Genomic DNA, 12,417 nt, shown 5'->3' with positions numbered 1-12,417 from the left:
CGGTTGATTACGGCAAACCGAAGCGATGTCGGACGAATTCGTCATATTAACGAAGATCGTTCGTGGGTAGGACAGCTGGATAACGGCATTACTTTAGCGATTGTCGCCGACGGAATGGGCGGTCATCAAGCGGGGGATGTAGCGAGCCAGCTGGCGGTTAATACGTTCAGAGACATGCTCGAGAAGAGCGCGTCGAAGGCGGATTTATCGATGCAAGAGGGGAAAATGCTGATTCGCCAGGCGCTTGTCATGGCCAATGACGTCGTCTACGATATGGCATCACGAAACGAGCAGTACTACAATATGGGAACGACGATCGTTGCTGCCCTGTACAAGGAGCAGCAATTGATCATCGGGCATATCGGGGACAGCCGCGCCTATCTCATTACCGCAGATGGAATTGCGCAATTGACGGAGGATCATACTCTCGTCAACGAACTGGTCAAATCCGGCCAGATCAGCCTGGATGAAGCGGCGCATCACCCGCGCCGCAATGTGATTACGCGCGCCGTCGGCACGGACGCGCAAGTAGAGGTGGATATTTATACCGCAGTCTTGTCCGATAACGATGTACTGCTGCTGTGCAGCGACGGTCTGACCAATATGGTTAGCGACGAAGAGATGCTGCAGACGGTTCGTGAGGAAGGGCTCGGATTGGATGATAAAGCGGATCGCCTCATTCAATTGGCGCTGCAAGCCGGAGGAGACGACAATGTTACGGTCGTGCTTCTTCAGGAGGAAAGCGCTGCTTATCGAGGGGGTGACAACGGATGATCGGACATCAATTAGGTGGTCGCTATGAAATTTTAACGAGAATCGGCGGAGGCGGAATGGCGCTGGTCTATAAGGCGCACGATATTCTGCTAAACCGTAATGTCGCAGTAAAGGTGCTGAGACAGCAATTCGTCCACGACGAAGAATTTATTCGGAGATTCCGGAGAGAAGCGCAGTCGGCTGCCTCTCTGTCTCATCCGAATGTCGTCAGCATTTACGATGTAGGGCAGGAAGAGGATACCCACTACATCGTAATGGAATATATCGAGGGTCATAATCTTAACGAAATCATTCATGAGCGTGCGCCGCTGCAGGCCGACGAAGCGGTGCGGATTGCCGTGCAGATTTGCGATGCACTGGAGCACGCCCATCAGAATCATATTATTCATCGCGATATTAAGCCTCATAACATCTTGATTGGCAAAAACGGAAGAGTGAAGGTGACGGACTTCGGGATTGCCCGTGCCGTAACCTCCTCAACGATTACGCAGACCGGATCGGTTGTCGGTTCGGTTCACTATTTTTCGCCCGAGCATGCCAAGGGCATCAGTACGGGAGAGAAGTCCGACCTGTACTCCCTTGGCATCGTGCTCTACCAGATGCTGACGGGGAAGCTTCCGTTTTTCGGAGAAAGCCCGATCAGCGTTGCGCTCAAGCATTTGCAGGAGGAGTTCGAGGAGCCTAGGAAGGTAAACCCTCACATCCCGCAGAGCGTGGAAAACGTCATTTTGCGCGCGATGCGCAAAAACCCGAACGAACGCTATCAGTCGGCCCGCGAGATGCTTAACGACCTGGATACGTGCCTGAAGCCAAGCCGCTTGAGCGAGCCGAAGGCGACGTTCACGAGCGGCAGCGATCTCGATGAGACCCGCGTGATGCCTGCGATACGGGGCGATATGCTCAGCTCCGTTCCGCAGTACGAATTATCGCCTGTTCCGCCCCCGGAAGCATCCGCTCCGCTTGAACGGGCAAGTAAAGCGGCGGCTGCATCCAGTCAGCCGGAAGCGGAATGGAAGGATGAGAAAGCAAGCAGCAAGCCCAAAGGCTGGAAACGCCCTACAACGATTGTAACGGTAACCCTGGTCATTTTGGGTTTGATTATCTGGGGCTTCTTTGCTCTGCTGAACAAGCTTGACGTGCCGGAAGTGGACGTGCCTTTCGTAGTCGGCAAGCAGGAAGATGTGGCTCGGGCTATGATCGAGGATGCCGGGCTTAGGGTCAAGGAGCCCGTTATTCACGAGTTTATGGGCGATGTGCCTGCCGGCGAGGTCTTTGAGCAGGACAAGGCCAACATGCGGGTGAAGGAAGGCTCTTGGATTCAGCTGTCCGTCAGTGACGGCGCCGTACTGGAGAAGATAGCCGACTATAAGGGTAAGCAGCTGCAGGAGGCCAAAGATGATTTGATGGCACTCGGTGTACCTGAAGATCAGATTTCATCGGAGCCAGTATTCAGCGACCAGGATCCGGACACAATTATAAGTCAGACGCCGGAGTTTGGCTCGGAATTTGATCCGAAGACGGCAACCATCAAATTTATGGTGAGTAAAGGACGGGAAACGATCCCTATGCCAAATTTGATCGGCCATACCGTTGCCGAAGCGAAGGATATCGTGAAGTCGAATGGGCTGGTCCTGCAGGATGACGACATCCTGGAGGAGCCAAGCTATACGCAAGGCAAAGGATTCGTCATTGACCAGGATCAGTTCAAGCCTAACGATCCGGTGCCTAAAGGATCGAAAATAACGATCCGCGTCAGCTCCGGTCCGCCGAAGGATGCGAAGAACCATACGTTCAACGTAACGATATCGCCGGCCGAAGCGGGGAAAACCAGCGAAATCCGGATTGTGTATTCCGATGCTCGCGGTCAGGATATCGAATGGGGCAAACGCCAAATTCAAGATACCCAATCCTTCCCCGTGCAGGTCATTTTGGCGCCAAATACGGAAGCCAGAGTGACGGTATACCGGGACGGCCAGTTCGTGGATACGCGCACGATCACTTACGAGGAGCTGGCCCAGGGCTCGAATTCCTCCTCGCTTACCATACCGGGCTCCGGCAACAGCAATAACGGCAATAACGGTAATAACGGCACGGACACGGAGACCAGCACCGACCCGACAGAGAAAACCGAGAACCCGGATCAGCCGGCAAATGCGGATCCGGCAGATAGCAACGACAACGGAGGCACTCCAGATGAGCAGCACTAGTGAAGCCAAGGGAAGAATCGTCAAGGCGCTCAGCGGTTATTACTACGTATTGCCGCATGATGCGGAATCGCCGGAGCAGACGGTGCAATGCCGTGCTCGCGGCGTATTCAAGAAGCGAGGTTTAACGCCGCTTGTAGGCGATGACGTGCTGTACACCTTGACGGAGAACGGCGAGGGCACGGTGGAAGCGCTCCTGCCCCGTTCTTCGGAGCTGATCCGGCCGCCGGTCGCCAACGTAGACCTGGCTATCCTCGTCTTTTCCGTGACGGAGCCCACCTTGAATTTGCAGCTGCTTGACAAATTTCTTGTCCATATCGAGCATTCGGGTATTGAGGCGGTGCTTTGCTTAAGCAAGCAGGATTTGGAGCAGGACGGCGAGGAGACGAAAGCAGCGATAGCCGCCGCCGAAGCGGTAAACCGGATTTATACGGCTATTGGCTATGAAGTATACGGAACAAGTTCGCGCCGGGGAGTGGGCGTCGAGGAGCTGCATGACCGCCTTAAAGGGCATGTAGCGGTCTTCGCGGGTCAATCCGGCGTGGGCAAATCCTCGCTGCTGAATGCTCTCGTACCGGGCCTTAAGCTCGAGACAAACGAAATCAGCAACAGACTTGGCCGGGGCAAGCATACAACGCGCCATGTAGAACTCGTCGAGATAGGCGGCGGTTACGTGGCGGATACGCCGGGCTTCAGCCAGCTTGATTTCACGGAGCTTGGCATTGAGGACCTGGGGTACTGCTTCCGCGAGATGCGCGAGCTTGCGCCGGACTGCAAATTCCGGGCCTGCACCCATGTGCACGAGCCGGGATGCGCCGTGCTGAAGGCGGTGGAGGAGGGCGCGGTTGCGCCTAGCCGCCATCAGAATTATTTGACGTTTATGACGGAAATGAAAGAGAGAAAGCGGAGGTACTAAACCATATGGCTATTATCGCACCATCTATCCTGTCGGCGGATTTCGCACGGCTTGGAGACGAGATTAAAGCAGCGGAACAGGCGGGAGCGGATTGGATTCACGTCGATGTTATGGACGGCAATTTCGTACCAAACCTAACCTTTGGTCCTCCGGTTATCGCGGCCGTTCGTCCGGCTACGAAGCTTCCGTTTGACGTGCATCTCATGATCGAACGCCCGGAGCTGTCGATTCCGAGCTATGCAGCCGCGGGAGCGGACCGGATTACGGTTCATGCCGAAGCAACGGTGCATCTGCACCGCACGATCCAGCAGATCAAGGACTTGGGTCTGCCGGCCGGCGTTGCGCTTAACCCGAGCACGCCGTTGTCGGTTCTGGAACATATTCTCGGGGACGTTGATCTGATTCTCATTATGACGGTTAACCCCGGTTTTGGCGGACAAGCCTTTATCGAGGAGTCGCTCAATAAGCTTCGCCAGCTGCGCAAAATGCTTAACGAACGCGGCCTCAGCCATGTTCATGTGCAAGTGGACGGCGGTATTAACAGTATTACTGCTAAGCAGGTTGTAGAAGCCGGTGCGAATGTGCTTGTCGCAGGCAATGCCGTATTCGGGGAAAGGGATCGCGCGGCCGCGATTGCTGCGCTTCGGTAACGAGTGTGGACGAAGATTTCGAGTTAGAGGAAAGCATTTGGAAGAAATTATTTTGGATCGCTTTTTACGCGATAACAGCAGGCGTTTTGCTAGGACTTTTTACGGCCATCAGCTCGCCTATCAAGTACGTCTTCTCCCTGGTGGCTTTGTACATCGCGATTAAATGCTTCAAGCGCTTCTCTACCTGGGGACCGCGGATTTCCTTTATCGTTTCTGCAATAATCGTTTATTTCGCTACGGCTCTGGTAATCGCAATCGTTGTCTATATGCGCGATAATCCGGTGCCGGCAGGCTAATAGAATACTAGCTGGCGCTTTGGAATAGGACAGCTTAGCATCGCATAGGATGGTTACATGAACGAAGGTTCGTGTAGCCATTTTTGCGTTTATATTATTTGGTACACATCCAATTTCGATGAGCGTGTCTGAGGAGGGATGGGCATGAAATTTTACACGATCAAACTGCCGAAATTTCTGGGCGGATTCGTAAAAGCAATATTGAATACCTTCCAAAAAAACTAGGTCCGATGCACGGCTTAACGAACGATCGTGGGCAAGGCGGAACGGTTTTGCTGTCTATAAGCAGCAAGACGCGTTCCGATCCGTAGAATTCTAAGCGAGATTATAAGGTAAACTTATAATCCTTAGAATTCAAGGCGGAACGGTCCGCCATTTTAGCGGCGGCGGGAGGCGTTCCGATCCGGAGAATTCTAAGCGATATAAGAGTAACCTTATGAATCCTTAGAATTCGAGGTGAAACGGCTCCACCTTTCAGTGTCAGAGGGCGGTCGCATTCCGGAGCGGTAAACAAAGAAAAAGCACCTGGGCTCAGGTGCTTTTTGTCTAAATATAAGAAAGTATAAACAAGTATACGACGCTTATATTTCATAGCGAACGTTCGCTGCGCCGCCAAAATGACGGCGTCAGCCGTTTGCGCTAGACCGCTCGGTTGGAATCCGTCAATTAAACGCGAGTTACTTTGCCGGATTTCAGTGCACGTGTGCTGACATAAACGCGTTTCGGTTTGCCGTCAACCAAGATGCGAACCTTTTGCACGTTTACACCCCAAGAACGACGGTTTTTGTTGTTTGCGTGGGATACATGGTTGCCTGTACCAGGCGATTTACCAGTAATGAAACATTTGCGGGACATGAGTACACCTCCTTAAGTTTGTGCCGCAAGAAAGCAGGGCTTTCCTGCAAGCATGCGCTTAGAGTTTGCTTATTGAGCTATTAGCTGCATTGTTAGCACAAGCTGTATTAAAAAATACTGGGTCAAGCCTGCACATAAACACACTTGACTATCGTATCACAATTGTTGTGTATCAGCAACTTAAATGTACATGAAATGATGGATTTTGTCATCGTTTTTGCCTTGCGCCCTTCTATAATCAAGCGGTTTATAGTACAATAATCCTTAGTCCATATTATTTACGGTAAAGGAGTGTATTCCCATACCACTGCAGATTAAGAACGAGCTTGGACAGATAATTGTGAATGATGACTGCATTGCAGTGATTGCAGGCTCTGCAGCCATGGATTGTTATGGGCTTGTCGGGATGGCTTCCCGCAAACAGCTTAAGGATGGCATCGCCGAGCTGCTCGGCAGAGAAAACATGTCGAAGGGCGTCGAGGTACGCCGGGAGAATGAACAGCTTCATATCGAGCTGCATATTATCGTAAGCTACGGCACGAAAATTTCCGAAGTGGCGCATAATATACAAAACAAGGTAAAGTACGTCCTCAATGATGTAATTGGTCTTCAAGTGGACCAGGTCCATATATTTGTTCAAGACGTAAGGGTATCTACGTAGTCCATGCTTACGAAGTTAGAATTGCTTTTGCAATTCTTTTAGGAAGGGGAATTGTCGTTGAGTAAGCGCTCCATTAACGGATCTGATTTTACCGCCATGGCACTGCTCGGTGCGGAATATTTAGAAAGAAATGTAGACCGGGTGAATGCATTAAATGTGTTTCCGGTGCCAGACGGAGATACGGGTACGAACATGAATCTAACGATTGTCTCGGGGGTTCGTGAACTGCGGAACAAGCCGTCCGCCCATTTGGGAAAGGCTGCTGAAGCATTGTCCAAAGGACTTCTGATGGGGGCAAGGGGCAACTCGGGGGTTATTTTGTCCCAGTTATTCCGCGGCTTTGCCAAATCGCTCTCCAATCTGGAAGAGGCCGGGACGCTGCAGATTGCCGCCGCCTTCCAGAATGGCGTCGACATGGCTTACAAAGCGGTCGTGAAGCCGGTAGAAGGAACGATTCTTACGGTAGCAAGAGAAGCCGCCAAGCATGCCGTTCAGTATGCCCGCAGAACGAGCGATGTCGTTGAACTGATGCAAGAGATTCATGCGAAGGCAAATGAAGCGCTTCAGCGCACGCCGGATCTGCTGCCGGTATTGAAGCAGGTTGGCGTCGTTGATTCCGGCGGACAAGGTCTCGTCTTTATTTACGAGGGCTTTGTTCAGTATTTGACGCATAGCGGTACGATTCAGGAAAAGGTGTTCGCATTCCCGTCCGAAGCGGCGGCACCCGAAGAAGTGGCTGCAGCGCAGCCGGCAGCGGTGCACAGAACGTCAGCCGCCGTAAAACCGTCGGCCCCGGCATCCGCGCAATCGAAGCTGGCGACAGAGGATATCGAGTTCCTGTACGACATGGAATTCTTTATTAATCGCAAAATCAGCGGGAAACCTGCAGCGTTTTTTAATGAATACGCTTTCAAGAAGGCGCTGGAAAAGGACGGCGATTCGATTCTCGTCATTGCAGACGACGATATTATCAAAGTGCATGTCCATTCCCGCAAGCCTGGCGATGTATTAAACCTTGCAATGGCTTATGGCGAGCTTACGGACTTTCACATTCTGAATATGCGGGAACAGCACCGCGATCTGCTTGAGCATGAAGCGGCGGCGGAGCCTTTTGCGCCGGTACCCGAGTACGCGCTGACCGGCGACATTTCGTCGACCGAGCTGCTGGCGGGACCGGCCGCGCAGGTAGTCGCGCCGGAGCAGCTGCATGAGCTTGCGCCATTTGGCATTATTGCGGTTGCGCTTGGCGAAGGCATCGCGAATATTTTCCTCGGCAACGAGGTGGATATCGTATTGTCCGGGGGGCAAACGATGAATCCGAGCACCGAGGATTTCGTGAACGCGATCGAATCGCTGCCTGCCGAGCATATCTACCTGCTGCCTAACAACAGCAACATTATTCTCGCGGCAGAACAAGCGGCAGAGCTGAGCGGACGCCAGGTAACGGTTATTCCGACAAAAACGATTCCGCAGGGCCTGGCAGCGATTCTTGCCTTCAAGGAAGAGGAATCGGCGGAGCGCAACGCCGCATGGATGAAGAGCGCGGCGGAGCAGGTCGTGTCCGGTCAAGTGACGCAGGCGGTGCGGAATACGTCGATTGACGGCGTAAACATTCAAGAAGGCGACTACATGGGGATTAAAGAGAAGACGATTGTCTCCTCCAAGCCAACCCTGCTTGAGGCCTGCCAGCTGCTGATGGCGGCGATGGCCGAGGAAGGCGGCGAGCTGCTGACGATCCTGACCGGCGAGGATGCGAAAGAATCCGACACCGCGCAATTATGCGAATGGATCGAAGAGGCATATCCGGATATCGAGCTTGAGGTGCATAACGGCGGCCAGCCTTTATATCCTTATTTGTTCGCTATGGAGTAGCCATAATAAGTTGGGAGGGGACGTATGGGGAACATACGCATCGTAACCGACAGCGCATCGGACATTCCACTCGCGCTGAGGCAAGAGCTTGGCATCGAGATGGTTCCGCTGAAAATTCTGTTCGGGGAAGAGACTTACTATGATGCCGTTACGATTAATACGGAGCAGTTTTTCGAGAAGGTAGCGGCATCGCCGCAAATGCCTACTTCGTCCCAGCCATCGCCGATGGAGTATCAAGAGGTGTACGAGCGCATTTTGCAGGAGGATCCGGGGGCGTCCATTATTTCGATTCACTTGTCGGGGGCGGTCAGCGGGACTTACCAGTCCGCCGTTATTGCCAGCTCGATGATTGACGGGGATCCGGACATTACGGTTATCGATTCAAAAACAGCTTCCTATGCCTATGGCATGCGCGTTGTAGCCGCGGCCAGAATGGCAAGAGAAGGGGCTTCGAAGGAAGCGATTATGGCTGAAATCCAGCGGATGCAGCGGGAAACGCAGTTGTATTTTCTCGTGGATACGCTTGAATATTTGCAAAGAGGAGGACGGATCGGCAAAGCTTCCGCTCTTATCGGATCCATTCTTAATATTAAGCCGATTCTGTCGCTCGACAAAGAAGGCATGGTGTATGCCGTAGATAAAATGCGCGGTACAAAAAAAGCAATGGCTCGGATTATGGATATGCTTGGCGATGCTTGCGGCCAGGATCCGGTTATTGTAACAATCGCCTGGAACACGAATAAGGAAGCTGCTTTGGAATTCCTCGAGCTGATCAAGGCTCGCTTCAATGTTCAAGGGGTTGAATACGCAACCGTCGGTGCCGTAATCGGAACCCATGTGGGTCCCGGCACGATGGCTGTGTTCGTGCGCAGAGTGTGAGGTAGAGAACAATGACGCTGGAACAGTATTCGGTCCGGCAAATTAAAGGCGTGAGCGCTCCGAAGGAAGAAGAGCTTCACGCCTTTGGCGTTCAGACCGTCGCCGATTTGCTGGATTATTTTCCATTTCGATATGAAGATTACCGCATCCGGGAGCTTGCCGAGATCAAAGACGGCGAGAAGGTGACGGTGCAGGGGACGATACGCGGGAACGGGATTTTGCAGCGGTACGGCAAAAACAAATCGCGCTTGACCTGCAAAATCGAGGTTAACCATATGCTGGTGACGGCTGTTTGGTTCAACCGTCATTTTTTGCAAAATCAGCTGACGCCGGGCAGAGAAATTATGCTGACGGGCAAATGGGAGCAGCAGCGCCTGCAGCTTACCGTGTCGGAATCCGAATTTGCGGACAAGTCTACCGGCATGGTGAGATCGGGTACGCTTCAGCCGGTCTATTCCGTGGGCGGAGGCATTACGCAGGCCTGGATGCGCAAGACGATCAAGCAAGCGCTTCTCCAATACGGCTCCATGATTGAGGAAGTGCTGCCGCATGAGCTTGTCGAGCGCCACCGGCTTATGGCAAGGCGTGATGCCGTGCTGCGGATCCACGATCCGGGAGAGGTTAAGGAAGGCCTCGAAGCCCGCCGTCGGATGGTCTATGAGGAGCTGTTTCTCTTTCAATTGAAGCTGCAGGCTTACCGGGCTATAACCCGGAAACGCGGGGACGGCATTGTTCATCAGGTAAACGGGGAGACGATCCGCAACTTTGCGGCTACGCTTCCTTTCGAGCTGACGGACGGCCAGAAGAAGGTTGTTAACGAAATAATGGCCGACATGCGTCAACCGGCCGCGATGAACCGTCTGCTGCAGGGGGATGTCGGTTCCGGCAAAACGGTCGTTGCCGCTATTGCGCTGTATTGCACGATCAAGGCCGGCCATCAAGGAGCTCTTATGGTGCCGACGGAGATTCTGGCCGAGCAGCATTTGCGTTCGCTGCAGAAGCTGTTTGCGGGTACGGGTATTGAAGTCGCGCTCCTGACGGGCAGCTTGACGGAGAAGAAGCGCCGGGACGTGCTTGCCGGGCTGCAGATGGGCATGATCGATATTCTGGTCGGCACGCATGCGCTTATTCAGGACGATGTCTTTTTCCGCAGCCTGGGTCTTGTTGTGACGGACGAGCAGCACCGGTTCGGGGTGAACCAGCGGAGCATTCTGCGCCGCAAAGGGTTGAATCCCGACGTGCTGACGATGACGGCTACTCCGATTCCGAGGACGCTTGCCATTACGGCGTTTGGGGATATGGACGTATCCACGATCAAGGAGCGCCCCCATGGCCGGAAACCGATTAAAACGTATTGGGTAAAGCATGACATGATGGACCGCGTTCTTGGCTTTATCCGGCGCGAGGTTGGCGAGGGACGCCAGGCGTACGTGATCTGCCCGCTGATCGAGGAGTCGGACAAGCTGGATGTGCAAAATGCGATAGATTTGCACGTGCAAATGCAGCAGGCTTTTCCGGATTTGAAGGTGGGGCTCCTGCATGGCCGGCTGTCGGCTTCCGAGAAGGAAGAAGTGATGCGCGCGTTTGGCGCGAACGAGACGCAGCTGCTAGTTGCCACAACGGTCGTTGAGGTTGGCGTCGACGTTCCGAATGCCACGCTTATCATTATCATGGATGCGGAGCGGTTCGGACTTTCCCAGCTGCATCAGCTGCGCGGGCGCGTCGGGCGGGGGGAGCATCAGTCGTTCTGCGTGCTGGTGGCGGATCCGAAGTCGGAGAACGGACGCGAGCGGATGAAGGTTATGACGGAGACCAACGACGGCTTTGAAGTGTCGCGCCGGGATCTGGAGCTCCGGGGACCGGGGGATTTCTTCGGGACGAAGCAAAGCGGCTTGCCGGAGTTCAAGATCGCCGATATGGCAGCGGATTACGAGATGCTGGAGCTTGCCCGCGACGATGCGGCGGAGCTTGCCGGACGGGATGATTTTTGGACGAATCCGGCGTTTGAACGGGCGCGCGTCCGGCTGCTGAAGGATCAAATTTTTCAAGGTGAACAGCTCGACTAAGCAATATCTTCCCTCTTGCGGCATATAGTTAAACGATCGAATTATCGGAATGCCGGATGGAGGTGTAAGCCTAAGTGAGTTACCAAAAGTACGGCATTCGGCCGCAATTGGTCGAACGCGTCAAAATCAAATTGAAAAATCCGGTCGTTAAGGACCGGATGCGGCTGTTGCTGGGCAATGTCACGAAGTATGATCTGCAGGACCGGGTAAAGGTGCGGAAGCTGGTGAAATCGGCGACTTCTATTTTGCAGGAACCGCTGACGGATATTCAGGAAGAACAGATTATCGATTTTGTCCTCGCGCAAAAAATAGATCCAAACAACACCTTCCATTTGCTGAAGCTATGGGGGATGTTCCGCTGACCGCTTGCGGTCGGCTTTTTTTTGTTTGGCGGTGCTGCCTAGTTTTCACCATAGATGCAGCTGGTTGCCCGTGTTTAGCGGTTCGATGCATTCGGCGGTGTCATTCTTGACGCTCCCGACTGCCGGGGATACCGGATAGGCTTCGAGCTCTTCCGCCGCATACGGCAGGAACAGACGCTGCAGGGACTGCGGATCCTGCACGGTTCGGTCAAGCCAGAAGGGCTCGTCCTCCGGGCGCAAAATCACCGGCATCCGGTCGTGGATCGGAGCCATCAGCTCGTTGGGCGAGGTCGTCAGAATGGTACAGGTGCTGACCGTTGTTGTGCCGTCCGGCGCAAGCCACGACTCGTAAAGACCGGCCATGCTGAAGATGGAGCGGTCCTTGCGGACAATACGCATCGGCTGCTTGCCGCCGTTCGTCTTTTTCCATTCGTAGAAGCCGTCTGCCGGGATGAGGCAGCGCTTGCGGCGGAGCGGCGTCTTGAAGGCCGGCTTCTCGGCCGCTGTCTCGGAGCGGGCATTGAGCATTTTATTGCCGATCTTCGGGTCGTCGGCCCAAGGCGGAACAAGTCCCCACTTCAGCTCGCCGAGCCGGTTGCGCTGACCGTCATTTATAATGGCAAGCACCTGCTGGCCCGGCGCTACGTTATATTTGGGACGATGGTAAGGCACCTTCGTCTCGCCGATCATATAACGGATCATCAGCTCCTCGAGCGATACGGTGATGGTGTATCTTCCGCACATGGCAAGTCCTCCTGAAAAATTTTTTGGAAATGAAAAACTTACTTCGAAAGCATACGCTTCACGTCCGTTGTTTACTTTTTATTATGCATGAACAGGCGGCCTGACGGCAAATACTTGTGTTACCAGTATCAGTATGGG

13 protein-coding genes are annotated in these 12,417 nt (G+C 53.6%); 11 read left to right on the top strand and 2 right to left on the bottom strand.

What is annotated here, in order from left to right:
• Positions 1–3: 3 nt before the first annotated feature.
• The 6 genes from EV294_RS09210 to spoVM all read left to right on the top strand — a co-directional run bounded on the left by EV294_RS09210 (position 4) and on the right by spoVM (position 5,065).
• Complete coding sequence (locus EV294_RS09210) at positions 4–774, top strand: Stp1/IreP family PP2C-type Ser/Thr phosphatase (protein WP_132306058.1); 771 nt, start codon at positions 4–6, stop codon at positions 772–774.
• Positions 771–2,981: a Stk1 family PASTA domain-containing Ser/Thr kinase gene (pknB, locus tag EV294_RS09205; RefSeq protein ID WP_132306056.1), complete on the top strand. Its 2,211-nt coding sequence runs from the start codon at positions 771–773 to the stop codon at positions 2,979–2,981. The genes EV294_RS09210 and pknB overlap by 4 nt, the downstream gene beginning before the upstream one ends.
• Entirely contained in the window at positions 2,968–3,894 is a 927-nt protein-coding gene (gene rsgA / locus EV294_RS09200; RefSeq protein ID WP_132306054.1) for a ribosome small subunit-dependent GTPase A, read from the top strand. The genes pknB and rsgA overlap by 14 nt, the downstream gene beginning before the upstream one ends.
• Positions 3,895–3,899: 5 nt before the next feature.
• Positions 3,900–4,544 (top strand): ribulose-phosphate 3-epimerase, encoded by a 645-nt coding sequence (gene rpe / locus EV294_RS09195; protein ID WP_132306052.1) that lies wholly within the window; start codon positions 3,900–3,902, stop codon positions 4,542–4,544.
• Between the two features lie 86 nt (positions 4,545–4,630).
• The gene (locus tag EV294_RS09190; RefSeq protein WP_165930610.1) at positions 4,631–4,840 is read left to right on the top strand and encodes a hypothetical protein; all 210 of its coding nucleotides are present in this window, start codon (positions 4,631–4,633) and stop codon (positions 4,838–4,840) included.
• A gap of 144 nt (positions 4,841–4,984) precedes the next feature.
• Positions 4,985–5,065, top strand: coding sequence for a stage V sporulation protein SpoVM (gene spoVM / locus EV294_RS09185; RefSeq protein ID WP_010345573.1), 81 nt, complete (start codon positions 4,985–4,987; stop codon positions 5,063–5,065).
• A 441-nt stretch (positions 5,066–5,506) separates the two neighbouring features.
• Here the strand turns inward: spoVM and rpmB are convergent, their stop codons facing one another.
• Positions 5,507–5,695 (bottom strand): 50S ribosomal protein L28, encoded by a 189-nt coding sequence (gene rpmB, locus EV294_RS09180; protein WP_015845317.1) that lies wholly within the window; start codon positions 5,693–5,695, stop codon positions 5,507–5,509.
• Between the two features lie 301 nt (positions 5,696–5,996).
• Between rpmB and EV294_RS09175 the strand changes: the two genes are divergently transcribed.
• The 5 genes from EV294_RS09175 (at position 5,997) to EV294_RS09155 (ending at position 11,535) form a co-directional block, all read left to right on the top strand.
• Positions 5,997–6,356: an Asp23/Gls24 family envelope stress response protein gene (locus EV294_RS09175; RefSeq protein ID WP_015845316.1), complete on the top strand. Its 360-nt coding sequence runs from the start codon at positions 5,997–5,999 to the stop codon at positions 6,354–6,356.
• 57 nt (positions 6,357–6,413) lie between these two features.
• Positions 6,414–8,228, top strand: coding sequence for a DAK2 domain-containing protein (locus EV294_RS09170; protein ID WP_132306048.1), 1,815 nt, complete (start codon positions 6,414–6,416; stop codon positions 8,226–8,228).
• Positions 8,229–8,252: 24 nt separating this feature from the next.
• The gene (locus EV294_RS09165; RefSeq protein WP_132306046.1) at positions 8,253–9,107 is read left to right on the top strand and encodes a DegV family protein; all 855 of its coding nucleotides are present in this window, start codon (positions 8,253–8,255) and stop codon (positions 9,105–9,107) included.
• Positions 9,108–9,118: 11 nt separating this feature from the next.
• Positions 9,119–11,173: an ATP-dependent DNA helicase RecG gene (recG, locus tag EV294_RS09160; RefSeq protein ID WP_132306044.1), complete on the top strand. Its 2,055-nt coding sequence runs from the start codon at positions 9,119–9,121 to the stop codon at positions 11,171–11,173.
• A 74-nt stretch (positions 11,174–11,247) separates the two neighbouring features.
• Entirely contained in the window at positions 11,248–11,535 is a 288-nt protein-coding gene (locus tag EV294_RS09155; RefSeq protein WP_132306042.1) for a stage VI sporulation protein F, read from the top strand.
• 45 nt (positions 11,536–11,580) lie between these two features.
• On the opposite strand, the gene EV294_RS09150 is transcribed toward EV294_RS09155, so the two are convergent.
• A complete protein-coding gene (locus EV294_RS09150) occupies positions 11,581–12,279 on the bottom strand; it encodes an SOS response-associated peptidase (protein ID WP_132306040.1) in 699 nt (232 codons plus the stop codon).
• Positions 12,280–12,417: the final 138 nt, after the last annotated feature.

This window comes from Paenibacillus sp. BK033 (genome assembly GCF_004345425.1).
Classification (GTDB): Bacteria; Bacillota; Bacilli; order Paenibacillales; family Paenibacillaceae; genus Pristimantibacillus.
The sequence above is the reverse complement of the archived record's forward strand: the minus strand, read 5'-3'. Positions and strand labels throughout refer to the sequence as shown.